The organism is Streptomyces sp. NPDC057002 (assembly GCF_042673825.1).
In the GTDB taxonomy this organism is placed as follows: Bacteria; Actinomycetota; Actinomycetes; order Streptomycetales; family Streptomycetaceae; genus Streptomyces.
Map to the genome: position 1 here is coordinate 79306 of NZ_JBHURZ010000009.1, position 24508 is coordinate 103813.

The 24508-nt window shown below is 72.2% G+C and carries 21 protein-coding genes; 7 read left to right on the forward strand and 14 right to left on the reverse strand.

What is annotated here, in order from left to right; all coding sequences use genetic code 11:
• The first annotated feature begins 49 nt into the window (after window positions 1–49).
• Together ACFT32_RS35705 and ACFT32_RS35710 are read left to right on the forward strand one after the other, a co-directional pair.
• On the forward strand, window positions 50–1258 hold the full coding sequence (locus ACFT32_RS35705) for an MFS transporter (protein WP_382497544.1): 1209 nt from the start codon (window positions 50–52) through the stop codon (window positions 1256–1258).
• Window positions 1259–1365: 107 nt separating this feature from the next.
• A complete protein-coding gene (locus ACFT32_RS35710) occupies window positions 1366–2745 on the forward strand; it encodes a uracil-xanthine permease family protein (RefSeq protein WP_382497546.1) in 1380 nt (459 codons plus the stop codon).
• Window positions 2746–2754: 9 nt separating this feature from the next.
• On the opposite strand, the gene ACFT32_RS35715 is transcribed toward ACFT32_RS35710, so the two are convergent.
• Window positions 2755–3885, reverse strand: a complete 1131-nt coding sequence (locus ACFT32_RS35715; RefSeq protein WP_382498113.1) for a glycoside hydrolase family 6 protein — start codon at window positions 3883–3885, stop codon at window positions 2755–2757.
• 175 nt (window positions 3886–4060) lie between these two features.
• On the opposite strand from ACFT32_RS35715, the gene ACFT32_RS35720 reads away from it, so the two are divergent.
• The gene (locus ACFT32_RS35720; protein ID WP_382497548.1) at window positions 4061–4759 is read left to right on the forward strand and encodes a DUF5995 family protein; all 699 of its coding nucleotides are present in this window, start codon (window positions 4061–4063) and stop codon (window positions 4757–4759) included.
• 73 nt (window positions 4760–4832) lie between these two features.
• Window positions 4833–5777 (forward strand): hypothetical protein, encoded by a 945-nt coding sequence (locus tag ACFT32_RS35725; protein WP_382497550.1) that lies wholly within the window; start codon window positions 4833–4835, stop codon window positions 5775–5777.
• Here the strand turns inward: ACFT32_RS35725 and ACFT32_RS35730 are convergent.
• Together ACFT32_RS35730 and ACFT32_RS35735 are read right to left on the reverse strand one after the other, a co-directional pair.
• Window positions 5738–7435, reverse strand: coding sequence for a flavin monoamine oxidase family protein (locus tag ACFT32_RS35730; RefSeq protein WP_382497552.1), 1698 nt, complete (start codon window positions 7433–7435; stop codon window positions 5738–5740). The two genes, ACFT32_RS35725 and ACFT32_RS35730, sit on opposite strands and share 40 nt — an antisense overlap.
• A 44-nt stretch (window positions 7436–7479) precedes the next feature.
• Window positions 7480–8268, reverse strand: a complete 789-nt coding sequence (locus tag ACFT32_RS35735; protein WP_382497554.1) for a carbon-nitrogen hydrolase family protein — start codon at window positions 8266–8268, stop codon at window positions 7480–7482.
• Between the two features lie 309 nt (window positions 8269–8577).
• On the opposite strand from ACFT32_RS35735, the gene ACFT32_RS35740 reads away from it, so the two are divergent.
• A complete protein-coding gene (locus ACFT32_RS35740) occupies window positions 8578–9135 on the forward strand; it encodes a Repetin (RefSeq protein ID WP_382497555.1) in 558 nt (185 codons plus the stop codon).
• Here ACFT32_RS35740 and ACFT32_RS35745 read toward each other — a convergent pair.
• The 8 genes from ACFT32_RS35745 to rpe all read right to left on the reverse strand — a co-directional run bounded on the left by ACFT32_RS35745 (window position 9110) and on the right by rpe (window position 16704).
• On the reverse strand, window positions 9110–10255 hold the full coding sequence (locus ACFT32_RS35745) for an MFS transporter (RefSeq protein WP_382498115.1): 1146 nt from the start codon (window positions 10253–10255) through the stop codon (window positions 9110–9112). The genes ACFT32_RS35740 and ACFT32_RS35745 overlap by 26 nt on opposite strands.
• 116 nt (window positions 10256–10371) lie before the next feature.
• Window positions 10372–10824 carry an Lrp/AsnC family transcriptional regulator gene (locus ACFT32_RS35750; RefSeq protein WP_184597150.1) on the reverse strand — a complete coding sequence of 151 codons (453 nt, stop codon included), beginning with the start codon at window positions 10822–10824 and terminating at the stop codon, window positions 10372–10374.
• Window positions 10825–10834: 10 nt separating this feature from the next.
• Window positions 10835–12301, reverse strand: a complete 1467-nt coding sequence (locus ACFT32_RS35755; protein WP_382497556.1) for an amino acid permease — start codon at window positions 12299–12301, stop codon at window positions 10835–10837.
• Window positions 12302–12573: 272 nt separating this feature from the next.
• On the reverse strand, window positions 12574–12876 hold the full coding sequence (locus ACFT32_RS35760) for a hypothetical protein (RefSeq protein WP_382497558.1): 303 nt from the start codon (window positions 12874–12876) through the stop codon (window positions 12574–12576).
• Between the two features lie 90 nt (window positions 12877–12966).
• Complete coding sequence (locus ACFT32_RS35765; RefSeq protein WP_382497560.1) at window positions 12967–14409, reverse strand: GuaB1 family IMP dehydrogenase-related protein; 1443 nt, start codon at window positions 14407–14409, stop codon at window positions 12967–12969.
• 108 nt (window positions 14410–14517) lie between these two features.
• Window positions 14518–14871: a barstar family protein gene (locus ACFT32_RS35770; RefSeq protein WP_382498116.1), complete on the reverse strand. Its 354-nt coding sequence runs from the start codon at window positions 14869–14871 to the stop codon at window positions 14518–14520.
• A 24-nt stretch (window positions 14872–14895) separates the two neighbouring features.
• Window positions 14896–15939 (reverse strand): sugar-binding transcriptional regulator, encoded by a 1044-nt coding sequence (locus ACFT32_RS35775; protein WP_382497562.1) that lies wholly within the window; start codon window positions 15937–15939, stop codon window positions 14896–14898.
• A 78-nt stretch (window positions 15940–16017) separates the two neighbouring features.
• On the reverse strand, window positions 16018–16704 hold the full coding sequence (gene rpe, locus ACFT32_RS35780; protein ID WP_382497563.1) for a ribulose-phosphate 3-epimerase: 687 nt from the start codon (window positions 16702–16704) through the stop codon (window positions 16018–16020).
• Between the two features lie 83 nt (window positions 16705–16787).
• Here rpe and ACFT32_RS35785 point away from each other — a divergent pair, with 83 nt between their 5' ends.
• A complete protein-coding gene (locus ACFT32_RS35785; RefSeq protein WP_382497564.1) occupies window positions 16788–18935 on the forward strand; it encodes an MMPL family transporter in 2148 nt (715 codons plus the stop codon).
• Here ACFT32_RS35785 and ACFT32_RS35790 read toward each other — a convergent pair.
• Window positions 18916–20343: an RsmB/NOP family class I SAM-dependent RNA methyltransferase gene (locus ACFT32_RS35790; protein WP_382497566.1), complete on the reverse strand. Its 1428-nt coding sequence runs from the start codon at window positions 20341–20343 to the stop codon at window positions 18916–18918. The genes ACFT32_RS35785 and ACFT32_RS35790 overlap by 20 nt on opposite strands.
• A gap of 65 nt (window positions 20344–20408) precedes the next feature.
• Window positions 20409–21341: a methionyl-tRNA formyltransferase gene (fmt, locus tag ACFT32_RS35795; RefSeq protein ID WP_382497568.1), complete on the reverse strand. Its 933-nt coding sequence runs from the start codon at window positions 21339–21341 to the stop codon at window positions 20409–20411.
• Window positions 21342–21675: 334 nt separating this feature from the next.
• Here fmt and ACFT32_RS35800 point away from each other — a divergent pair, with 334 nt between their 5' ends.
• Entirely contained in the window at window positions 21676–22227 is a 552-nt protein-coding gene (locus tag ACFT32_RS35800; protein ID WP_382497570.1) for a hypothetical protein, read from the forward strand.
• 102 nt (window positions 22228–22329) lie between these two features.
• On the opposite strand, the gene ACFT32_RS35805 is transcribed toward ACFT32_RS35800, so the two are convergent.
• Window positions 22330–24483 carry a primosomal protein N' gene (locus tag ACFT32_RS35805; protein WP_382497571.1) on the reverse strand — a complete coding sequence of 718 codons (2154 nt, stop codon included), beginning with the start codon at window positions 24481–24483 and terminating at the stop codon, window positions 22330–22332.
• Between the last annotated feature and the right edge of the window lie 25 nt (window positions 24484–24508).

Here is a 24508-nt window from a genome sequence, read left to right on the forward strand (position 1 = left end):
TACGCCCGCATGACGTGAGCGCGGCAAAGACCTGGAGGGGGACCGCAGAATGGGCAACGTGGTCGACGAACTGCGCGAGGTGAAACGGTCCCGGTACGCCGTGGCCGCCGTCTTCGCCGTGCACGGCGCCGTGACCGGCTCGTTCGCCACCCGCGTGCCCTGGATCCAGGACCACGCGGGCGTGAGCGCCGGGCAGCTGGGGATCGCGCTCGCCTTCCCCGCGCTCGGCGCGTCCGTCGCGATGCCGCTCGCCGGCAGCGTCAGCCACCGGTTCGGAGCCCGCAACGCGCTGCGCGGACTGATCGCCCTGTGGACCCTCTCGCTGGTCCTGCCGTCCCTCGCCCCGAACCTGCTCACGCTCTGCCTGGCCCTGTTCACCTACGGCGCGACGGCCGGCATGGCGGACGTGGCGATGAACGCGCTGGGCGTCGAGGTCGAGAACCGCCTCGGCCGGTCGATCATGTCCGGGCTGCACGGCATGTGGAGCGCGGGTGCCCTGATCGGCTCGGCGGCCGGCACGCTCGCCGCGCACCTCGGCTCGGACGCCCGGCTGCATCACGTGCTGGCCGCCGCGGTCCTCACCGTGATCGGCGTGGTGGCCTGCCAGGGGGTGCTCGATCTCCAGCCCGCCGAGGACGAGGAGCCGCCGCCGAGGTTCGCGCTGCCGCCCCGGTCGGCCCTGCTCATCGGCGCGATCGGGTTCTGCGCGGTGTTCGCCGAGGGCGCGAGCCTGGACTGGTCGGCGGTCTATCTGCGCGAGCAGCTGGAGACCTCGGCCGGTCTCGCGGCGGCCTGCACGACGGGCTTCACGCTCACCATGGCCATCGCCCGGTTCGCCGGTGACAGGGTCGTGGACCGCTTCGGTGCCGTGCGGACCGTACGGGTCAGCGGTGTGCTCGCCGTTCTCGGCGGTCTGCTGATCGTCGTCGCGGACCATCCGGCGGTGGCCATGAGCGGGTTCGCGCTGATGGGGCTGGGCATCGCGGTCGTCGTACCGCTGTGCTTCGCGGCGGCGGGCCGCAGTGGCTCCAACCCGAGCCTGGCCATCGCGGGCGTCGCGACCATCACGTACACCTCGGGCCTGATCGCGCCGAGCGCGATCGGCATGCTGGCCCAGGCGACCAGCCTGATGGTGTCGTTCTGCCTGGTGACGCTGCTGTCCTGCGGCCTGGTGGCGTTCGCGCGGGTGCTGCGCCCGGGCGACCGGGCGAAGATCAGCCGTCCGGAGAAGGCGGCGGTTCCCGACCCGCGGCCCTGAGCGGAGCCCCGACCCGGCCGTCCAGGTCAGCCCCGGTCACCGCCGCTCCTGACGCACCCCGACAATGGTCCGGACACTCGCACGCACGACGAAAGCGATACCGCACCATGGATCTCGGCGTCCGCTGGAAACTGCACGGCGACGGACGCACCCCGGCGCCCGGCGCGGTGGTCCGCCCCGACGAGCGGCTCTCGTGGCCCCGCACGGCAGGGCTCGGCGCCCAGCACGTGGTCGCCATGTTCGGGGCGTCCTTCGTGGCTCCGGTCCTGATGGGCCTGGACCCCAACCTCGCGATCATGATGTCGGGCGTCGCGACCGTCGTGTTCCTGCTGGCCACGCGCGGCCACGTCCCCAGCTATCTGGGCTGCTCGCTGTCCTTCGTGGGCGTGGCGGCGGTCATCCGCGCGCAGGGCGGCAGCAGCGCCACCGTCACCGGCGCGGTCTTCGTCGTCGGGGCCGCGCTTTTCCTGGTGGGGCTCGCCGTGCGGCGGTTCGGGGCGCGGATCATCCACGCCACGATGCCGCCGATCGTGACCGGCGCCGTGGTGATGCTGATCGGCTTCAACCTGGCGCCGGTGACGGCCTCGACGTACTGGCCGCAGGACCAGTGGACGGCCCTGCTGACGATGCTGTTCACCGGTCTGGCGGTCGTCTGTCTGCGCGGGTTCTGGTCCCGGATCGCGATCTTCCTGGGGCTGGTCTTCGGATACGGCATCTCCTGGGTGTTCGACCTGGCCTTCGGCAAGATCCACTCGGTGGACGCGAGCGGCAAGCTCACCGACCACTGGCGGCTCGACCTCTCGGGCGTGGACAAGGCCGACTGGATCGGGCTGCCGACGCTGCACAGCCCGTCCTTCGAGTGGTCGGCGATCCTGGTCGCCCTGCCCGTCGTCATCGCGCTGGTCGCCGAGAACGCCGGGCATGTGAAGGCGGTCGGCGAGATGACCGGCGAATCGCTGGACAGCAGGCTCGGCACGGCGATCTCGGCCGACGGCGTCGGCTCGATGCTGTCCACCGCGGTCGGCGGCCCGCCCAACACCACGTACTCCGAGAACATCGGCGTGATGGCCGCGACCCGCGTCTACTCGACGGCCGCCTACTGGGCCGCCGCCGGCTTCGCCCTGCTGTTCGGCGTCTGCCCGAAGTTCGGCGCGGTCGTCGCGGCGATCCCGGGCGGGGTGCTCGGCGGCATCACCGTCATCCTGTACGGCATGATCGGCCTGCTCGGCGCCCAGATCTGGCTCAACGCCAGGGTGGATCTGCGCAATCCGCTGAACCTGGTCCCGGCGGCGGCGGGCATCATCATCGGCGTCGGCAACGTCACCATGGAGTTCACGGACACGTTCTCGCTGAGCGGTATCGCGCTCGGCACGATCGTCGTCATCACCGGCTACCACGCGCTGCGGGCCTTCGCCCCGGCCCATCTGAAGACACAGCATCCACTGCTGGACGAGGGCACCTCGTCCTACGACGAGGGCAAGCCGTAGCGTCCCGTCCTACGGCGAGGCCAGCTCGTAGGCGTACGACGCCGTGAACGTCCCCGGCCTGCCCTTGCAGCCGTCCGACTCCCCGGGGAGCTTCACCCACAGGTAGGCGTCGATCCGGGCCTCGCCGGTGCCGAGGGTCGGGGTCCGGCCGAGCTTGCGGCCCGACGGGTCGCACCACTCCCCGTCGGCCGGGGCGCCGTTGCCGTTGCGGCTGGTGTCGATGACGGCGCCGAGGCTCGCCGGGCCGCCGAGGGCGTCCAGGACCCGCCGGTCGTAGGCGACCTCGTCGGCCGTGGTGTGGAAGTTGGAGACGTTGCTGAAGATACCGTCGGAGGACTCGGGCGAGGCGGCACCGGCCTGCCGCAGCCATGCCGCCTGCTTGCCGGGCGCGTTCCAGCCGGAGTGTCCCGCGTCGAAGTACACGCGGGCCCGCGGGTTGGCGGCCTTCAGGACACGGCCTGCCCGGGCCAGCGAGGCGAAGCGGTCCGCGCGGTCACCGGCGGAGAGGCACTCGGTCTGGGCGACCGAGTCCGGCTCCAGGACGACGATGACCTCGCCGGAGCCCAGCCCGGCCGCGAACCGGTCGATCCAGGCGTCGTACGCGTCCAGGTCGGGCGCTCCGCCCTGGGAGTGGCCGCCGCAGTCCCGGCCGGGTATCGCGTACGGCACGACGACGGGCACCCGGCCCTGTGCCGCGCCGCCGGACGTCACCGCGGCGACCCGGGCGGTGAGCGTGCCCGGGGAGTAGTCGGCGAACCAGACGGCGGCAGGCCGGTCGGCTATGCGGGACGCGATGACCGCCTGGCGCGGATCGCCGTCGTGGGCCCGGATCCAGTCGAGCACCTGGGAGTCGGGGTGGCGGTAGAGCCGGCCGGTCACGGCAGCGGCCGTCGTCTGCTTCTTGGTCACTGCCCTCGGGGGTGAAGGCGCGGGGACGGCGCTCTTCGTCGGAGACGGTGTGGGCGAGGCGGAGCCGGAGACCGACGGGGACGCCGACGGCACCACGGGCAGGGGCGCCGGACGGGGCGAGGCGGACACCCCGGAGGGCCGGGCCTCGTCCGACGATCGCCGGTCGTCGACCGCGGAGAGCGCCCCGGCGACCACACCGGCCGCGACCACGACGGAGGCCGCCACGACCATCGCGCCGCGCCGGGCGGCGCGCCTGCGCTCGGCCCTGCGGGCGGCCAGGCGCTGGGCACGTAAGCCTGACACGGTGCTGCTCCCCCTCCCCCTGCGGCGGCGGGCGTTCCCCCGTTTCGGGGAAGCGCCGGGCCAGCCGGTACTCCCGCCAGCCTAGAGCTGGGACTCTGCCCGCATGCCGCGATGCGAACAAGTCCCCTCAGCCGTGGACACTCCGGTCGACGGAGTCATCTCCCGTATGCGCGCCCTCGATGCGGCACTGCACCCCCGGGACGGGGTGGCGGTCTTCAACCGTGTCTACCTCGCCGTGACGGAGACGGTGGACCGGTACGTCGACACCGGGCGGTTCGCGGACCCGCATGCCGCGATCACGCTGGACGTACGGTTCGCGGAGCGGTACCTGGAGGCCGTCGACGCCGCGTCCGGAGAGCGGCGCCCACCCGCCTGCTGGCGGCCGCTGTTCCAGTTCCGCCGCCATCCCGGGGTACGGCCGTTGCAGTTCGCCCTCGCGGGCATCAACGCGCACATCGGGCACGATCTCGCGCTGGCCCTGGTGGACACCTGCCGTACGCTCGACTGCGCACCCGCCGACCTGGAGGACGAGTTCGACACGGTGGGCGATCTCCTCCTCTCGCTGGAGGAGCGCATCCGCGAAGATCTGATGCCGGGCCCCGATCTCCTCCAGATCGCCGACCCGCTGACCCATCTGCTGGGCTCCTGGAGCCTGGACCGCGCCCGGGACGCCTCCTGGACGGCGGCCCGGGCCCTGTGGGCACTGCGCGGACTCCCCGACGTGGCCCAGGAGTTCACCGAGCACCTGGACGCGGCGGCGGGCCTCGCGGGGCGCATGCTGCTCACGCCGTTGCAGAGATGATCCAACTCGCTTTCCCCGGCGGCGACTTGGGTCGTGGGCTTGGTGACAGGATCGTTCACTACGCTGTGCGCGCATGGTCGGATTACGCGCGTGGGCGACTCGCCGGCGCAGCTCGGTGCTCGTGGTCCTCGATGCCCTGGGCGGCGTTTCCTGGGTGGCGCTCGGGCTCTCGCTCGCCCTGGTCTGGGGGAGCTTCGTCGGATTCATCACGCGAAGCGAGGAAGATCGGCCCGGTGGTGCCGCGGTGGGAACGGCACCACCGTCCGACGCGTTCTCCTATCCCGAGGAGATCGAGCGGGAGCGTCGCCACCTCTTCGACGTCCCGGTCGTCCACACGGACCCGCGAGCCCTGGGGCTCGTGGCGGATGCGCCGCCGCGCCGGTTCCGGGTCGAGATTCCGGGCGCCCGGGTCGCGTCCGGCCCCGGCGAGTCCCAGACGGTCGCCAGCGCGGGTACGCAGATAGGCGTGAAGCTGCATTGCTCCGGTGCCGGTGTGCGGTGCACGCCACTGTCGTCGGAACGACAGAGCGTCCTGAGCCGCGGGGACGTCGCTGTCTGGCTGTGGGAAGTGCGGGCCGAACGTGCGGGGACGTTCAGCGTCGCGCTCACCGTGACCTCCTACCTCCGCGACACCGACACGGTGCTGGTGGAGAAGCCGCCCCTGATCTGGAGCGTGGACGCGGTGGCGCCGCCGGCGGACGACGACTGGCTCTCCTGGGCCGGGGACCTGTGGCGGCAGGTGACCGAGGCGATCACCGGCCTGGGCGGACTCGCCGTGTCCGTGAGCGCCATCGCCGCCGTGATCGCCATGGTGATCCGACGCAGACTTCCGGCCGGTGAGCCGGACGACGACGCCGGCACCGCCGCTCCCGCACCGGAGGCCGGCCGACGCCCGCGGCCACGACCGGTGCGGCGGGTACGGCGGGTGCGGCGGGTGCGCTCACGCCTCGGTCGGACCGCTCGCGGGGCCCGAGCCCGTCAGTCCTCCGGGAGTTCCACCGGCGCGATCTCGTCATAGACGTCGCCGGGGCCCGGGTTGGTCGGGTCGGTCGTGCCGCCGAAGTGGTGCATGACGCCCCAGACCGCGTTGAGGGCGGTCTGGACGGCTCCCTCTGCCCAGCCGGCCGTCCAGGAGATGTCGTCGCCGGCGAGGAAGATGCCGCGCTTGTCCTCGGGCAGCTCCTCCTGCATGAAGTGCGTGAACAGGCGCCGCTGGTAGCGGTAGTGGCCGGGCAGGTTGGCCTTGAACGCGCCCATGAAGTAGGGCTCGTTCTCCCAGGAGACGGTCACCGGGTTGCCGATGATGTGCTTGCGGATGTCGACCTTGGGATAGATCTCGCCGAGCGACTTGAGCATGACCTCCATCCGCTCGTTCGCGGACAGCGGCAGCCACTTCAGGCTGTCGTCGCACCAGGTGTAGGAGAGGCAGATGACGGCGGGCTTGTCCGGGCCGTCGTCGAGGAGGTAGGTCCCGCGCGTCATCCGGTCGGTGAGCGTCATCGACATGACGTCCCGGCCGGTCTCCTCGTCCTTGTCGAGCCAGAAGGGACGGTCCACGGGCACGAACAGCTTCGAGGACTCCATGTAGTGGGTTCGCTCGATCGCGGTCCAGTGGTCGATCGGGAAGAGCGAGTCGTCACAGTCGATCTTCGACAGCAGCATCCAGGACTGGGCGGTGAAGATCGCCGTCCGGTAGGTGCGGATGTCGCCGCGCGCGTCGGTGACCGTGATGCGGTTGCCGGCCGTGCGGTGCAGCCGGGTCACCGCCGGGCGGGGCTCGCCGCCCTCGTGCAGGCTCGCGAGCGAGGTCCCGTGGGCCCAGTGGACGATCTTCTCCGGCTCACGCTCCCAGAGGCGCAGCGGCAGCTGCTGGGAGCCGCCGACGATACCGCGGTGGTGGTCGTCGGCCTCGGTGTAGACGACCCGCAGGATCTCCAGGATGGAGTTCGGGAAGTCGGTGTCCCAGCCGCCCGTGCCGAAGCCGACCTGGCCGAAGATCTCGCGGTGCCGGAAGGACTTGAACGCCTCGGAGTCGCAGAGGAAGCCGTAGAAGGTCTGGTTGTCGAGCTTCTCGACGAGCCGGGACCAGATCTCGCGGATGCGCGGGACGTCCCGCTCGCGCAGGGCCCGGTTCATGTCGGAGAAGTCGGCGCCCTCTTCCAGGCACCTGTTCCAGGCCTCGGCGACGTCCCGGTAGACCTGGGGCAGGTCGGCGACCGTCTCGGCGTAGTGCGACTCGCCCTTGAGATCGACGACGGTCGACGGGGTCGCCTCCGCGAGGGGGTTGGGGAAGGACTGCGTCTGAAGACCGACCAGGTCGATGTAGTGCTGGAGCGCGGTGGACGACGGCGGGAACCGCATCGCGCCCATCTCTGCGGTGAGGGACTCGTCGCACCCGTCGAAGCCCACCGTCCGCAGCCGGCCGCCGATCTGGTCCGCCTCGTACACGACCGGCTTGAGGCCCATCTTCATCAGCTCGTACGCGGCGACGATGCCGGACAGGCCGCCGCCGATGACCGCGACCTCCGTGCCGTGCTCCGTCGCGGGTATCTGCCCGAGACCCGCCGGGTGGGCGAGGAAGTCGTCGTAGGCGTACGGGAAGTCCGGGCCGAACATGGTGATCGGCGGCTGCTGCGCGTCTGCGTGCTCGACGGCGTTGGGCACGGTGGACGTCATGGGGTACGGACTCCTTGCAGAAGAGACAGGCAGGTGTGGGGGGATCAGGCGAGCGACCCGTAGAGGCCCGGGCGCCGGTCCAGCAGATACGGGTTGGTCTCGCGGGACGCGGCGAGGAAGGCCGGGTCGACGTCGGCGAGGGCGAGCTCCTCGCCCCGTCCGGCCCGGGTGCGGGCGACCCCGTCGGGCCCGGCGAGCGTGGACAGTCCCACGAACTCGAACTCGCCTTCCCGGCCGACCCGGTTGACGTACGCGACGTACATCTGGTTCTCGAAGGCACGCACCGGGATCATCGACTCGGCGACGAACTGGAACGGGTGCATCTGGGCCGTGGGGACGAGAAGCAGGTCGGTGCCGGCCAGGGCGTGGGCGCGGACGTTCTCCGGGAACTCCACGTCGTAGCAGATCAGGATGCCGACGCGCAGGCCGTCGATCTCCGCCTGGACGACCGGCTGGTCCCCCGGGGTGAAGTGGTCGCGCTCGAAGCAGCCGAAGAGGTGGGTCTTGCGGTAGTTGGCGAGCCGGGTGCCGTCGGCGGAGATCAGCTGGGCCGAGTTGAACACGGCGTCGCCCGCCCGCTCGGGGTAGCCGTAGGCGATCGCCAGACCGTGGCCGGTCGCGATCTCGGCGATGGCGTCGGCGCAGTCTCCGTCGGCGGGCTCGGCGAGGCGGCCGATGTCGTCGCCGATCGCGTACCCCGTCAGGAACATCTCCGACGTGACGAGCAGCCCGGCGCCCGCGGCGGCGGCCCGGCCCGCGGCCTCGTCGAGGACCTTGAGGTTCTCGACGGTGGAGCCGGGGCGGCCGGAGCTCTGGAGCAGGGCGGTGCGCATGCGTGTTCCTCACCGGGACGCGGAGGGTTTTCGGGGGCCTGATAGACGGTACGGTCGGCGGGCTCGGCCGGACAAGGAGCAGCCATTGCGCGCCGGTGAGCTGATCATTGCGTCCCTCCAGGGCTCGGCGGCGATTCGTTGCGGGCCCGTGGTCGTACGTCGGTCCACCCGTGGGCGCAGACCGGTGCGGCGCTCCCCCGCCGGGCGGCGGAGGCGGGGTCACGTCCCCGGAGCGATGTGGCGCGAGGGCCGCGCCGGGACAGTGGTGAGCGTTCCGACGACCTGTTTCCCCTTGCGGAAGGGACCGCCATGAACCGCCGTACCAAGACCGCCGTGTTCGGGGCCGCGCTGCTGCTCACCGCGACCGCCGCGGCGGCCTCCGCCGCCGCGTCCTCCGACTCCGGCTCCGGCTCCCCGGTGCAGGCGCGTGAGGCCGCCGCGCTCACCGGCAAGGCCAAGCTGTACCGCTCGGCCGGGGACGACATCACCTTCTCCTTCGACGCGCATCTGGCGGCGAAGGACAAGGCCGATCCGACGAAGGCGACCGGCACCTTCGAGTGGAGCCACTATCTGAACGGCGAGGGCGCCCGGGCGAAGGCGAAGGTGGACTGCCTGGTCACCGGCGGCAAGGTGGCCGTCGTCTCCGGTGTCATCACCTCCTCCGACCTGCCCGGCGCGAAGGGCAAGCGGGTCGGGATCACCGTGCACGACCTCGGTCACCGCGACCGGCTCGGCTACAGCTGGGCCTCTACGGGCACCCCGGTCGAGACGAAGGACCTGCCCAAGTGCGTGGGCTCCGCGCCCTTCGAGAAGGTCAAGAAGGGCACCGGCGACTTCTCGGTCATCCCCTGGCAGCCCGACCTCTAGCGGCCAGCAGCAGCGCGGTCACCAGGTACGGCACGGCGAACCACGCGAAGGCCGTGCCATGCCCGCCGGCCGTGCCGAGCACCCCGTAGCCGCCGTACACGGCGACGGTGGCCAGGTCCGTGCCAAGACCGGCGACCGAGGTGAGGGTGGCCCGGCCGGTGTCGTCGATGCGCTGCTGGAGCCGGGCGTCGGCCAGCACGCTCGCCGCCTGGAAGCCGCCGAAGGCGAGCGCCACGAGGGCGATTCCGGCCAGGGTGCCGGCCCCGGCACCCACGGCCAGGGCGAGTGCCGCGCACGCGAGCAGCGCCGCGAGGCCCTTCGTGCCCAGGCGCTCGCCCGTCCCGGCCAGCAGTCCCCCGGCCGTGGCGCCCGCCCAGATCAGCAGAAGCAGATAGGGCACCAGCACGTCGGAGACACCGGTGTCCTGGACCAGCAGCGGCGTGTACTCGTCGAGGGCGCCCCACACGGCGGTCACGGCCGGGACCAGCAGGAGCGCTCCGCGTACGGACCGGTCGGCGCGGGCCTCGGCGAGCCCGGCCTTCAGGGTCGCGGTCCAGCTGTCCTGCCCGGCCGCCGGGGTCCGGTGTTCCGGGAGGCGGGCCGCCGTCGCCGCCGCCAGCAGGCAGACCAGCACGCTGGCGGCGCCGACGGCGGTGTCCCCGCCCCAGGCGAACACCGGGCCGGCCAGTCCCATCGCCGCCATCACGGCCACCAGACCGGCTGCACGGGCCCGGCCCATGACACGGGCGTAGCGGTCGGCGGCGCCGAGCCGCTCCAGTTCGTCGTAGACCAGCGCCTCACGCGCGCCGGAGGCGAGGGCTCCGCCCGCGCCCCACAGCACGAAGCCCAGCGCGAAGGCGCCGTACGACGGGAGGAGCGTCCACAGGGCGAAGCCGGCGGCGGTGAACAGCGGGCCGAGCCACAGCAGCAGCCGGCGGGAGACGGCGTCGGCCCAGGCGCCGGAGGGGACCTCCAGAGCCACGCCGGTGATCGACCACAGGACGAACAGGGAGGAGATCTGCCAGACCGACAGCCCGGTGTCGCGGAACAACAGCGCGTACACCGGGTAGAGCAGGACGAAGTCCTCGAGGAACGCGTAGCCGTACAGCGTGCCGGTCAGCCGGCGGACACCGGACGTACGGTGCCCACGGCGCTCATCGGAGGACGCGGATGGAGATCAATGTCGCCAGGTCATGACACCGATGGTAGGCCGGTCGGGCCGATCACGCCGCTGGATTACGTGGGCGATCCCGACGAGAAGCGCCGCAGCAGCGGCGACAGCACGAGCACGGACTTGGTCCGCTCGACGAACGGCTCCCCGGCGATCCGCTCCAGGACCCGTTCGAAGTGCCGCATGTCGGAGGCGAAGACCTGGACGATCGCGTCCGCGTCCCCGGTGACGGTGGACGCGGCCACGACCTCCTGATAGCGCTCCAGGCCCCGCTGAATGGTCTCCGGGGAGGTGTTGCCCCGGCAGTAGATCTCGACGAACCCCTCGGTCTCCCAGCCGAGAGCGCCCGGGTCCACCCGGACGGTGAAGCCGGTGATGGCTCCGGTGGCGCGCAGCCGGTCCACACGCCGTTTCACGGCGGGTGCGGACAGTCCGACGATCTGGCCGATGTCGGCGTAGGAGCGGCGGGCGTCCTCGGCGAGGGCGTGCACGATGCGTTCGTCGAGATCGTTCAGCACAGTGGGTTGATCACTTTTCGGATGGTGCGAGTCGGGAACGGCGATAGCCGTACACGAAGTAGAACACGAGCCCGACGGCCATCCAGACACCGAAGACCACCCAGGTCACGGCCGACAGGCTGCCCATCATCCAGATGCAGAAGCCGAAGCCCAGCGCCGGCATGACCGGGGAGAGCGGCACCCGGAAGGTGCGGGGCATGTCCGGGCGGGTCCGGCGCAGGACCACGACGGCCACGTTGACGAGCGCGAAGGCGAACAGGGTGCCGATGCTGGTGGCGTCGGCGAGCTGCCCGAGCGGGATCGCGGCGGCCAGCACACCGCAGAACAGCGACACGATCAGGGTGTTGGCGCGGGGGGTCTTGGTCTTCGGGTGGACCCTGGAGAAGACCTTCGGCACCAGCCCGTCGCGGGACATGGCGAAGAGGATGCGGGTCTGGCCGTACAGCACGGTCAGGACCACGCTGGCGATGGCGATGACCGCGCAGAACGCCAGCAGCGTGCCCCAGAAGGTCTGCCCGGTGACCTCGCGCATGATCTGGGCGAGGGCGGCCTCGGAGTCGGTGAAGTTCTTCCAGGGCTTGGCGCCGACCGCGACGGCGGCGACGAGGACGTACAGCGCCGTGACGATGACCAGCGACAGCATGATCGCGCGGGGCAGGTCGCGCTGCGCGTTCTTCGCCTCCTCGCCGGCGGTGGAGGCGGCGTCGAAGCCGATGTAGGAGAAGAACAGGGTCGCCCCGGCGGCGCTCACACCCGCCATGCCGAGCGGCATGAAGTTCTCGTAGTTGCCGGAGCGGAAGCCCTGGACGCCGATGGCGCAGAACATCACCAGCGCGGCGATCTTCACGATGACCATGACGGTGTTGGCGCGGGCGGACTCCTTGGCGCCGCCCAGCAGGAACGCCATCGCGAGCAGGACGACGATCAGCGCGGGCAGGTTGAACACGCCGCCGTCGCCGGGCGGCGCGGACAGGGCGGCCGGGATGGTGACGCCTATGGTCCCGTCGAGCAGTTCGTTGAGGTACTCGCCCCAGCCGACCGCGACGGCGGCGACGGAGACGCCGTACTCCAGGACCAGGCACCAGCCGCAGACCCAGGCGATCAGCTCGCCCATCGTTGCGTACGCATACGAGTACGAGGATCCGGCGACCGGGATGGTGCCCGCGAGCTCGGCGTAGGACAGGGCCGAGAACAGGGCGGTGAGGCCGGCGATGACGAAGGAGAGCGTGACGGCCGGTCCCGCCTTGGGGACGGCCTCGCCGAGGACGACGAAGATGCCGGTGCCGAGGGTGGCACCGATGCTGATCATGGTGAGCTGCCACAGGCCGAGGGAGCGCCGCAGCGACCCTCCCTCGCCCTGGCCACCCTCCGCGACCAGGTGTTCCACCGGCTTGCGACGCATGAGGCGCGCACCGACGCCCGTGGCGGGCGGGGTGGTCTGACTACTGCCGTGCGGGGGTGCGCCTTGGTCGAGCACGTGCTGGGCTCCTTATCGCTGCCGGTCAGGGCGGCAGGGACCGGCGGCACCTCTTGAGCAGAGCCCCACCGAGCGGGGTCCCTGCCACGCCACGTACGAGGCGACAGCCTACGAGGATCGGCGTTGCTGGTGAAATTCAGCAACCTTGCGCATGCCCGCAAGATCGTTGCGTTCCTCGGGTCTCGGTGGGTGTTCGTTGCGGGACGGCTGTCGACCGTTGCGTGACGGGCCGTCAGAGGGCCTTGACGCGGAACGCGCAGGGGTCGGCCCGCTCATGCGGGACGCCGTCGGGATCCAGGTGTGTCCCGGGCTGCCCGGAGATCAACGGCCTGTTCGTCCGGCCCGTATCGCTCCGCTCCCAGGGCATCGGCAGCCCGCACCTCGGGCGCCTCGCACCCGGTCCAGCGGATCTCCGCGTGTCCCACTGGCCGGCCGTCCGGCCACGGGATCAGGTAGGTGCTCCGCCCTGCCTCCTGCCGCGCGAAGCGGGCGGCGTGGTGGCCGTCGACGCTGTGCGACGGCATGAGGCGCTCCAGCACCTCGATGTGCTGGGCCCTGCAGGCGGCGATCTCCATGCACCGACGCTAGGGCCCGCGCCTGCCGAACGGCCCCCGGTTTTCCCGCAGGGCGGGACACCGAGGGCCGTACGGAAGGGCGTTGGCGTGTCAGCTCCAGCTGGCGTGCAGCGGCTTGCCCTCGGCGTAGCCGGCGGCGCTCTGGATGCCGACGATGGCCTTCTCGGCGAACTCCTCCAGAGAGCCGGCACCGGCGTACGTGCAGGAGGAGCGGACGCCGGCGATGACCGAGTCGATCAGGTCCTCGACGCCGGGGCGGGCCGGGTCGAGGAACATGCGGGAGGTGGAGATGCCCTCCTCGAACAGCGCCTTGCGGGCCCGGTCGTACGCCGACTCCTCCGAGGTGCGGTTGCGCACGGCACGCGCGGACGCCATGCCGAAGGACTCCTTGTACGCCCGTCCCTGCGCGTCGTGCTGGAGGTCGCCCGGGGACTCGTAGGTGCCCGCGAACCAGGACCCGACCATCACGTTGGACGCGCCGGCCGCGAGCGCCATCGCCACGTCGCGCGGGTGGCGGACGCCGCCGTCGGCCCACACGTGCTTGCCGTACTTCTTCGCCTCGGCGGCGCACTCCAGGACTGCGGAGAACTGCGGCCGGCCGACGCCGGTCATCATGCGGGTGGTGCACATGGCGCCGGGTCCGACACCGACCTTGACGATGTCCGCGCCCGCCTCGATCAGGTCGCGCACGCCCGCGGCGGCCACGACGTTGCCCGCGACGATCGGCACCCGCGGGTCGAGGTCGCGCACCAGCTTCAGGGCGCTGATCATCGACTCCTGGTGGCCGTGCGCGGTGTCGATCACGAGCGCGTCGACGCCCGCGTCCAGCAGCTCCTGGGCCTTGCCCGCGACGTCGCCGTTGATGCCGACGGCGGCGGCGACGCGCAGCCGGCCCTGCGGGTCGGTGGCCGGCTTGTAGAGCGTGGCGCGCAGGGCGCCCTTGCGGGTGAGGATGCCCGCGAGCGTGCCGTCCTTGTTCACCGCCGGGGCGTAGCGGCGGTTGGCGTGGTCGAGGGTGTTGAAGGCCTCGCCCGGGTCCATGTCCGCGTCGATCAGCAGCAGGTCCCGGGACATGACCTCGGTCAGCTGCGTGAAGCGGTCCACGCCGGACAGGTCCGCGTCGGTGACCACGCCGACCGGCTTGTGGTTCTCGTCGACGACGACCCCGGCGTTGTGCGCGCGCTTGGGCAGCAGTGCCAGCGCGTCGGCGACGGTCTGGTGCGGGGACAGGATGATCGGGGTGTCCAGGACCAGATGCCGGCTCTTCACCCAGGAGACGACGTCGGTGACCACGTCGTTCGGGATGTCCTGCGGTATCACCACGAGGCCGCCGCGGCGGGCCACGGTCTCGGCCATGCGGCGGCCGGCGATGGCGGTCATGTTGGCGACGACGAGCGGGATGGTGGTGCCCGTGCCGTCCGGGGAGCTGAGGTCGACGCCCTGCCGCGAGCCGACCGCGGAGCGGCTCGGCACCATGAAGACGTCGTCGTACGTCAGGTCGTACCCGGGCTGGATGTCATTGAGGAAACGCACGTGCTGCACATCCCAGTCGTTCAGAGGTGACCCCCGAACCGGACGGTCCGGGGGAAAGAGCACGTACTTCATTGTCCCACGACGACGGCCCGGACGTCCCTGAGCGGATCATCCAGGCTGGTCAGGGGGCCTCTCGGAGGATGCTCCAAGGCCGAGGGTCACAAAGAGGCCCGGACCCCGGTCCGTCGCCTCGGCGAAGATCTCCTCGGCGACCTGCCACTCCTCGGGCCGCGCCTCGGCGTACGTCCGCCAGCCCCGCACGACGACCAGCAGCCCCCGCTCCTCGGACCCCTCGGGCCAGAGGGCGGGGTCGGCCAGGCAGTCGGCGAGAGCGTCCCAGTTGCGGCCGAACCAGTCGGGCAGGGACAGGTCACGGGCGCAGCGGTCCATGAGGCCCGCCTTGTCCGTGACCCCGTCGAGGTCGAGAACGACCACGATCCGGCCCGCCGGGTCGTCCGGCACCTGGTGCGACTTGCTCACCATCCGTCAGACTCCGTCCGGGTCGGCCCGGTTGAGCGCGGACTTCGGCGCCGGGCCCGCCGTCATCAGGTAGTCCGCGGCCGACGTGTCCGTGACCAGGCTGGTGACCAGCCCGGACCGCAGCACCGCGTCGATCGCGGGCCCCTTGCGCTGCCCGCCCGCGATGGCGACGACCTCGGGGACGCGGCGGAGCTGGTGGGTCTTGACGGTGATGCACCGCTCACCCAGGTCGCGGCCGACCCGGCGGCCCTCGGCGTCGAAGAGGTGCGCGGACATCTCGGCGGCGACACCGAGGGAGGCGTAGTGCGCGCGCTCCTCGTCGCTGAGCATGTCGTGCACCGTGGAGATGCCCGGCTCCCAGGAGCCGATGGAGACACAGGCGACGGTGACCTTGTCGAAGTGCTCGAAGGCCCTGGCGATCCCCGTCTGGTTGCGCAGTGCCGTGGCCGTGGCCGCGTCGGGCAGCAGCATCGGCGCGTAGATGGGGTGGGCGTCACCGCCGGACACCTGGGCGGCACGGCGTACGGCCTCGACCGAGCCGCGCTCGGCGGTCCCGGCGTCGTACACGCCCGTCAGCTGCACCACCGTGCACGGCGGCAGCCGGTCGAGCGCCGCCGCCATGTGGATCGTGGAACGGCCCCAGGCCAGTCCCAGCACATCACCTTCGTTGACCAGTTCGCCGAGCAGGTCGGCGGCCACCTCTCCCAGGTTCTCGGGGTCGGGTGTCTCCTCGGCCTCGGCCGGGGACTCGACCACGACTGCGTGCCTGAGGCCGTAGCGGGCGCGGAGCGCGTCCGAGCGCTCGGCGTCCAGTTCGGCCGGCACACGGATCTCGATACGTACGAGATCCCGTTCGAGGGCGGTCTCCAGGACCCGGGCCACCTTGAAGCGGCTGACGCCGAACTCCTCCGCGATCTGGATCTTGGACTTGCCCTCGAGGTAGAAGCGGCGGGCCATGGCCGCCGCCTGCACCAGCTCAGCGGGTCCCATCCGCATGGCTGACCGGCCCGCCGACATACCCGACACGGCGATCTCCTCACTGCTGTTCACACTCTGGATTCGCCGTTCATCCTTGCAGATCCGGCGCGGTTGATCAGCCCTGATCGGAGCCGTTCACTTTGCTGTGGCTCAGTGGTCGCAGGCCCAGGATGCCTTGGCCGTCGCCGCCTCAGCCTGCGTGCGTAGTGCACGTACCGCCTGGGCCGGGTCTTTTGCTCCGTAGACCGCCGATCCGGCCACGAAGACATCGGCTCCGGCGTCGGCGCACCGCTCGATGGTGGAAGCCGAAACTCCGCCGTCGACCTGGAGCCAGAGCTCCAGTCCGTGCTTGCTGATCAACTCGCGGGTGCGGCGAATCTTCGGAAGCATGATGTCGAGAAAGGCCTGTCCCCCGAAGCCCGGTTCAACCGTCATGATCAGCAGCATGTCGAGCTCGGGGAGCAGGTCCTCGTACGGCTCGATGGGGGTCGCGGGCTTCAGCGCCATGGAGGCGCGGGCGCCCTTGGCGCGGATCTCCCGGGCGAGCCGGACCGGTGCGGCGGCCGCCTCGACATGGAAGGTGACGGAACCGGCCCCCGCCTCCACGTACTGGGGCGCCCACCGATCGGGGGCCTCGATCATCAGATGGCAGTCCAGCGGAGTGTCCGTCGCACGGGCGAGAGACTCTACGACCGGCACCCCGAGCGTGAGGTTCGGGACGAAATGGTTGTCCATGACGTCGACGTGGAGCCAGTCGGCTCCCTCCACCGCCTTCGCCTCGTCCGCGAGGCGAGCGAAGTCGGCGGACAGGATGCTGGGGTTGATCTGCGCGGCCATGGCCTAACCCTATGCGCTGCGCCGGGCTCGGGCGGTGGGGGTCCGGGCACTGGCCCCTTCGGAGCATCGGTGCGGAGGTCAGGATGACGAACAACCGGGGCATCGGGCATCTGGTCTGCGGGCGGCGGGCCAAGTGGTTGGTGTTGGGGTTGTGGCTGGTCGTGCTGTTCGTGGTGGCGCCGTTCGCGATGAAGCTCACCGACGCCCAGGACAACGACGCGGCGTCCTGGCTGCCGGGGTCCGCGGAGTCGACGCAGGTGCTCGAGCTGTCGAAGGACTTCCGGCCCGAGCAGATCCCCGCGGTCGTCGTCTATGCCCGGGACAGCGGGCTCACCGCACAGGACCGTGCGCAGATCACCGAGGACGCGGCAGAGCTGAGGCAGCTGAGCGACCACGGCATCCGGGGCGCGGAGACCCGGGGGCCCGTCTACGACCGGCCGGCCGATCCCCGGGCGGCGGAGATCCTCGTACCGATCACGATGGACGAGAAGGGCTGGGAGCGGATCGCGCCCGCGGTCGACTCCATGCGGGACGTCACCGGTGACAGCCACGGCGGCCTCGCCGTGCACATCACCGGGCCGGGTGGCACGTCGGCGGACTTCTCCAAGGCCTTCGAGGGCATCGACTCGACGCTGCTGGTGTCGGCCATGGCCGTCGTCATCGTCATGCTGCTGATCACCTACCGCAGTCCCACCCTGCTGCTGGTCCCGCTGCTCGCCGTGATCGCGGCGCTGTTCACGGCGCAGGCGCTGATCTATTTCCTCGCCGAGCACGCCGGACTGACGGTCAACGGGCAGAGCGCCGGCATCCTCACGGTGCTCGTGTTCGGCGCGGGGACGGACTACGCGCTGCTGCTCGTGGCGCGCTACCGGGAGGAACTGCGCCGCCACGAGGACCGGCACGAGGCGATGGCGCTCGCCCTGCACCGGGCAGGCCCGGCCGTGCTCGCCTCCGGGGCGACGGTCGTGCTGAGCATGCTGGTGCTGCTGGTCGCGGAGATGAACTCCACCAGCGGTCTGGGCCCGGTCGCCGCGATCGGCGTGGCGGTCGCCCTCCTGGCGATGATGACCCTGTTCCCGGCCCTGCTGGTGATCTTCGGCCGCTGGATCTTCTGGCCGGTGATCCCGCACCTCGGCTCGGCCGACCCCACCGGGCGCGGTGTCTGGGCCCGCACCGGCCGCCGTATCGCCCGCCGCCCGCGCACGGTGTGGGCGGTGACGGCTCTCGTCCTCGCGGTCTGCTCGCTCGGTCTCATCCAGCTGCGCGCGGAGGGCATCAGCAATGCCGACGCGTTCACGGGCAAGCCGGACTCCATTGTCGGCCAGGAGGTCTCCGAGCAGTACTTCCCCGCCGGCAGCGGCAGTCCGCTCGTCATCGTCTCCAACCAGGCACAGGCCCGGCAGGTGGGCCGCGCGGTCGCCGGGACCGAGGGCGTCGTGCCGACCTCGCTCGGCCTGCCCCCGGCCACGAAACCCGTGTACGAGGGCAAGGTGCTGTTCGAGGCGACCCTGGCCGATCCGGCGGACAGCGAGGCGGCCAAGCAGACCGTCGACAGGGTGCGGGACGCGGTGCACGCGGTGCCGGACGCGGACGCCCAGGTGGGCGGCGCCACGGCCGGGCTCATCGACATGGACAGAGCGACGATCCACGACAACATCGTGATCATCCCGCTGGTCCTGGCGGTCGTCCTGCTGATCCTGTGCGCGTTGCTACGGTCCTTGCTCGCCCCGCTGCTGCTGGTCGGGACGGTGATCCTGTCCTTCACGGCGGCCCTGGGCCTCAGCGCGCTCGCGTTCCGCCACATCTTCGACTACGCGGGCGAGGCGACCGACTTCCCCTTGTTCGTCTTCGTCTTCCTGGTCGCCCTGGGCATCGACTACAACATCTTCCTCACCACCCGCATCCGCGAGGAGGCGGCCCGCAAGGGCACCAGAGAGGGCGTGGTCACGGGGCTCGCCGCCACCGGCGCGGTCATCACCTCCGCGGGCCTGGTGCTGGCCGGCACGTTCGCCGCCCTCGGCACCCTCCCGATGGTCGCCTTCGCCGAGATCGGCTTCGCGGTGGCCCTCGGCGTCCTCATCGACACGTTCATCGTGCGCTCGGTCCTGGTGACGTCGCTGTTCCTGGACGTAGGACCGAAGGTGTGGTGGCCGCACCGGCTGGCCAGGGAGGACGGCGGTGCGGCACACCAGGAGAGCGTCGGGGTGGGGGTCAGCCGGTCCGGCGAATGAGGGCCAGGTACATGGCGTCGGTGCCGTGCAGATGCGGCCACAGCTGGACGTCGGGCCCGTCGCCCAGATCCGGTACGCCGGGCAGCAGCGGCCGCGCGTCGACGAGGTCGGTGTCCGGCACCTGCTTGAGCACATCGGCGACCACGGCCCGGGTCTCGGCGAGGTGCGGCGAGCACGTCGCGTAGCCCACTATGCCGCCGACCCGCACCGACTCCAGGGCCGTGCGCAGCAGCCCGCGCTGCAACGGAGCGAACCCCTCCAGGTCGTCGGGCCGACGCCGCCAGCGTGCCTCGGGGCGGCGCCGCAGGGCGCCCAGACCGGTGCACGGCACATCGACCAGAACCCGGTCGAAGCTGCCGGGCCGCCACGCCGGTCGGGTCCCGTCCGCGGTAATCACCTGGTACGGCCCGGGATTGCCCTCCAGCGCCTTGGCCACGAGCCCGGCCCGGTGCGGCTGCTTCTCGGAGGCGAGCAGCGTCGCACCCCGTTCGGCGGCGAGGGCGCCGAGCAGCGCGGCCTTGCCGCCGGGCCCCGCGCACCCGTCGAGCCACCGCCGGTCGGGCCCGTCCAGCGGCGCGTTGGCGAGGGCGATCGCGACGAGCTGGCTGCCCTCGTCCTGCACGCCCGCGCGCCCGTCCCGGACGGCCTCGATGGCGCCCGGCTCGCCGCCCTCGGTCAGCCGTACCGCATACGGCGACCAGCGCCCCGGAACGGCGGCGTCCTCATCGAGCAGTTCCCCTGTGGTGGCCCGCCCGGGCCGCGCCACCAGGGTCACCTCGGGCCGCTCGTTGTCGGCGCGCAGCAGCTCCTCGACGCCGGCCCGCCCGCCGCCGAGGGAGTCCCACAGCGCGGACACGACCCATCGCGGATGCGAGTGGACGACGGCGAGGTGGTCCTCGGGATCCTTGTCGTAAGGCGGCGCGACCCGCTCGAGCCAGCCGTCCAGGTCGTCCTGCGCGATCTTCCGCAGGACGGCGTTGACGAACTTGGCCCGTCCGTCGCCGAGCACGACGCGCGCGAGCTCGACCGTGGCGGACACGGCCGCGTGGGTCGGGATCCGCGTCCCGAGCAACTGGTGCGCACCGAGGCTCAGCACGTCCAGCACCGGCGGGTCGACGTCCCCGAGCGGCCGGTCCACGCAGCTCGCGATGACCGCGTCGTACGTCCCCTGCCACCGCAGGGTCCCGTACACCAGCTCGGTGGCGAGCGCCGCGTCCCGCGCGTCGAACTTCTCGGGTCCCTCGTTCTCCCGCGCTTTGCGCAGCAACGGCGGCAGGACGAGGTTGGCGTAGGCGTCCCGCTCGTCCACCGCCCTCAGCGCCTCGAAGGCGAGGATGCGGACGGGGTCCTTCTTGGGCCGACGGTAGGGCTTGCCGGACGTACGGGGCCGACGGGGCTGTTCGCTCACGAAAAAGGTGCTCCGGGTGTGAGAAGAAGTGCGCCGTCCAGCCTACGCCGCCGGGAGCAGGGCCATCAGCCCCCGAGCCGCTCCCCGTCGGCGATCCGCACACCGCGCGCCCAGTCCGCGGCCCTCATCGGCTTCTTGCCCTGGGCCTGCACCCACAGCAGCTCGACACCGTACGAACCGGTGCCGACGTACACGTTGTTCTTCCCCGCGGAGATCTGCCCCGGGGCGAGGTCCGCCCGGTCGGGCACGGGGGTGACCTGGATGAGCTTGAGCCGCTCGCCGCGGAACGTGGTCCAGGCGCCGGGGGCCGGGGTGCAGCCCCGCACCATCCGGTCGACGCGCAGCGCGGGGGCGGCCCAGTCGAGGTGCGCGTCCTCGACGTTGACCTTCGGCGCCTGGCTGATGCCGTCGGGCGGCTGCGGTACGGCCTTCAGCGTGCCGTCCTCGATCCCGTCCATGGTCGCCGCGAGCAGCCCGGCACCGGCGAAGGCGAGCCGCGTCAGCAGGTCCCCGCTGGTGTCGGTGGCCCGGATCTCCTCGGTCACCGTCCCGTACACCGGCCCCGAGTCGAGCCCCTCCTCGATCAGGAACGTCGATGCCCCGGTGATCTCGTCGCCGGCCATGATGGCGTGCTGCACGGGCGCGGCCCCGCGCCAGGCCGGCAGCAGCGAGAAGTGCAGGTTGACCCAGCCGTGCGCGGGGACGTCGAGGGCGACGCGGGGCAGCAGCGCGCCGTAGGCGACGACGGGACAGCAGTCCGGCGCGATCTCCCGCAGCCGCTCCAGGAACTCGGGGTCCTTCGGCTTCGCGGGCTTCAGCACCTCGATCCCGGCCTCCTCCGCCCGCTCGGCGACGGGCGACGCGACCAGCCTGCGCCCGCGCCCGGCCGGCGCGTCGGGCCGCGTGACGACAGCGGCCACCTCGTGCCGCCCGGAGGCGAGAAGAGCGTCCAGAGCGGGAACGGCGACCTCGGGTGTACCGGCGAAGACGAGCTTCATGGGGTGGTGGGGGCCTCTCGGGGGCGGGGATCGACAACGGGCAACGCCCAAGTCTATGAGGCCCGCACGGAAAGCCGCCGACGGCGCCCGGCCCCCACGGGAGAGCTCGGCCTCTTCATCGGCTGTTACGGGCGGTGCGCGGGTGGGAGACACAGGCCGAAGGCCGAAGGCCGAAGGCCGAGGCGCACACCCCGCGCAAACAGGCGCACGCATATGCCCCTACGCCCCCACACCGTGACCCGCGGAGCGAATCCGCGTTGGTCAAGACAGAGTTGACCACAACGGGCCGTGATCACGGCCCATTCCTTTCAACGCCGGTTCGAGAGGCTTGTTCATGGCCGACCACGCAACCCACGACGCCCAGGCTCGGGCCAGCCTGCACTTGCTGGTGCGGGACATCGAGCGGGTCCGCCGGCAGGTGGACGCACTGCGCACCCTCACCGCCCAGCTGGGCAATGTCTACCGCCCGCGCCGCTCCGGCCCTTCCACGGGCTTCGTCGTCTACGGACGCGCCCCCGCCCCGACGGTACGTCTCGCCCAGGAGCTGCGGGACAGTGTCGAGACCCTGGTCACCGCGGCCGTGGACTTCGACCGCTCACTCGGCTTCTCGTGGGACGCGGTGGGCTCCGCGCTCGGAGTCACCAAACAGGCGGTGCACCGCCGTTACGGCGCACGCCGTGCCGCGACCACGGCCCAGGCGGCCGCCACCGAGCCGGAGCGCACACCGGAGCCGACGGGCGGTCGCGCGGTCGGTATGCCCACCGGCCTGCCCACGGTCCCGACGGTCCCCGCCGCCCGCTCCATGCCCACGCAGCCGACGGCAGGCAGCCCCGCACTCCGCGACGAGGCACGGCCGACGGCGTTCCCCGGCCCGCGCAACGGCTGAACCGCCCCTCGCCCTGCCCTCCCGGGACGCCTTCGGGAGGGCAGTCGCACATCCGGGCGACACCCTGCCGGACCTTCCGCGACAGCTCACCCGCTCTGCGGCTCACCCGATGTCAGCCGGATCGATCCGCACCCAGACACCGTCCCCGCTCCCACTCCCCCGAGCCATCCGAGCTGCCTGCGCGGCCTTGAGCGCGGCGGCCAGCGCGGCCCCCTTCCCGGGCGGTACCCGCAGCAACGCGCGCTCCCACTGCTCCCCGGGCGGCGGCGCCCCCGTCCGCCGCGGTCGCCCCGCGGCGGGGACGGGCAACGGCACCGGCCCCAGCACCTCCGCCTCCGGCGGCAGTTCCGCCGTACGGAGAAACTCGGCCACCGCCTCGGCCGGCCCCGACACGGCCGCCATCCGCGAGACCGGCGGAAACCCCAGCTCGGCCCGCTCGGCGAGTTCCCGCACCGCGTGACCGACGGGATCCCACCGTACGAGCGCCTGGACGGGCCGCAGCGTCGGCTCGGCGACGACCACCACCGTGCCGCCTGCCGACTGCGGCCGGACGAGTGCCCCGGCCGCGATCCACCGCCGCAACGCGTCCTCCCCGGCCCGCAGATCGGGCCGCCCGAGCATGGCCCAGCCGTCCAGCAGCAGCGCCGCCGCGTACCCGCCCTCGGCGACCGGCTCGGCCCCCGGCGTGCTCACCACCAGCGCGGGCGCCCCAGGGACCGTGTCGAGCACGTGTTCACGCCCCGAGGTCCGTACCGGAACCGCGGGGAAGGCCCGACCGAGTTCCTCGGCGGTCCGCCGCGCGCCCACCACCGAAGCGCGCAGCCGGAAGGCGCCGCACTCCGGGCAGTGCCAGCCGTTCTCCTCGCGGCCGCACCATCCGCAGCACAGGGCACCGCCGTCCCGTGTCTCCAGCGGCCCGGAGCAGTGCCTGCACCGCGCGGGTGCCCGGCAGTTGGCGCATGCCATGCGCGGCACATATCCCCGCCGGGGCACCTGCACCAGCACCGGGCCGTGCCGCAGGCCGTCCCTGACGGCCTGCCAGGCGAGGGTCGGCAGCCGGGCGGCCCGGGCGGCCTCGTCCCGGGCGAGGTCCCCGTCCCCCACGGTGCGCACGAGCGGAGCCGCTCCCCGGACCTGCTCCCGTCCGGCGACGAGCGGCCGGGCCCACCCGCTCTCGACGAGCTGTGCGGCCTCCACCGTGCAACCCCAGCTGCCCAGCAGGAAGCCGCACTTGTCCTGGGCCGCGCGCAGCAGAAGCACCTCCCGCGCATGGGGCTGCGGGGCGTGCTGCTCGCTGTGGCTGTCGTCCCCGTCGTCCCAGAGGGCCACGAGCCCGAGGTCCTGCACCGGCGCGAACATCGCGGCCCGCGTACCGATCACGGCCCGCACGGAACCGCGCCGCACCGCGAGCCACTGCGCGTACCGCTTCTCGGGCCCCGCGTCGGCGGTGAGCACCGCGTGCCGCCCCTCCCCGAGCAGGGAGGTCAGTGCGGCGTCCGCTCGCGCGACGGCCCGTCCGTCGGGCAGGACGACGAGCGCCCCGCGCCCGGAGGCCAGTGTCGCCGCGACGGCCCGGGCCAGCTCCTCACTCCACTGCGGCCCCGGCAGCGCGTTCCACACGGCCCGTGGCGCACCGCCGGACGCCAGCGACTCCACGAAGGCCGCTCCCCGCTCGTACCGCTGCCAGGATCCCGCCTCGGGGGCCGGAGGCGGCGGCAGGGGGACGGGCGAGGCGCGCTGCTCGGCGCGCGCGTTACGCGGCGGCACGGCGAGTTGCAGGACATCCGCGAGGCTGCCCGCGTACCGGTCGGCGACCGCCCGGGCCAGCCCCAGCAGTTCCACGCTCAGCACCCGCTCCGGTGACACGACCTGGGCCAGGGCGGCCAGCGGGCCGGAGTACTCGGACTCGGCCAGTCGCTCGACGAGGAACCCGTCGATCAGCCCGCCGCCCTCGCGCCGCCCGTCCCGCACCCGGTGCCGCCCGGCCCCGAACCGCACCCGCACCCGCACGCCCGGCTGGGCCTCGGCGTCCAGCTCCTCGGGCACCGCGTAGTCGAAGTACCGGTCGAGATGGAGCACGCCCTTGTCGACCAGGACGCGCGCCACCGGCAGCTCCTTGGCGAGCGCGGCTCCCCGCCAGGTCCGCGGCTTGGCCCGTGGCGTCTTGGCCTTCCGCACGCTCTCCCGGATGAGCGCGAGCTGCTCGGGCGGCGCACCCTCCGCACCGCCGTCCGCCTGTCCGTTCTCGCTGCTCACGCTTGCATTCTTACCAAACACCACT

Excerpts from the sequence above, each read along its gene's own strand:
- ACFT32_RS35705 (WP_382497544.1), top strand. The coding sequence starts at position 50 with ATGGGCAACGTGGTCGACGAACTGCGCGAGGTGAAACGGTCCCGGTAC.
- ACFT32_RS35710 (WP_382497546.1), top strand. The coding sequence starts at position 1,366 with ATGGATCTCGGCGTCCGCTGGAAACTGCACGGCGACGGACGCACCCCG.
- ACFT32_RS35715 (WP_382498113.1), bottom strand. The coding sequence starts at position 3,885 with ATGGTCGTGGCGGCCTCCGTCGTGGTCGCGGCCGGTGTGGTCGCCGGG.
- ACFT32_RS35720 (WP_382497548.1), top strand. The coding sequence starts at position 4,061 with ATGCCGCGATGCGAACAAGTCCCCTCAGCCGTGGACACTCCGGTCGAC.
- ACFT32_RS35725 (WP_382497550.1), top strand. The coding sequence starts at position 4,833 with ATGGTCGGATTACGCGCGTGGGCGACTCGCCGGCGCAGCTCGGTGCTC.
- ACFT32_RS35730 (WP_382497552.1), bottom strand. The coding sequence starts at position 7,435 with ATGACGTCCACCGTGCCCAACGCCGTCGAGCACGCAGACGCGCAGCAG.
- ACFT32_RS35735 (WP_382497554.1), bottom strand. The coding sequence starts at position 8,268 with ATGCGCACCGCCCTGCTCCAGAGCTCCGGCCGCCCCGGCTCCACCGTC.
- ACFT32_RS35740 (WP_382497555.1), top strand. The coding sequence starts at position 8,578 with ATGAACCGCCGTACCAAGACCGCCGTGTTCGGGGCCGCGCTGCTGCTC.
- ACFT32_RS35760 (WP_382497558.1), bottom strand. The coding sequence starts at position 12,876 with ATGGAGATCGCCGCCTGCAGGGCCCAGCACATCGAGGTGCTGGAGCGC.
- rpe (WP_382497563.1), bottom strand. The coding sequence starts at position 16,704 with ATGGCCGCGCAGATCAACCCCAGCATCCTGTCCGCCGACTTCGCTCGC.
- ACFT32_RS35785 (WP_382497564.1), top strand. The coding sequence starts at position 16,788 with ATGACGAACAACCGGGGCATCGGGCATCTGGTCTGCGGGCGGCGGGCC.
- fmt (WP_382497568.1), bottom strand. The coding sequence starts at position 21,341 with ATGAAGCTCGTCTTCGCCGGTACACCCGAGGTCGCCGTTCCCGCTCTG.
- ACFT32_RS35800 (WP_382497570.1), top strand. The coding sequence starts at position 21,676 with ATGGCCGACCACGCAACCCACGACGCCCAGGCTCGGGCCAGCCTGCAC.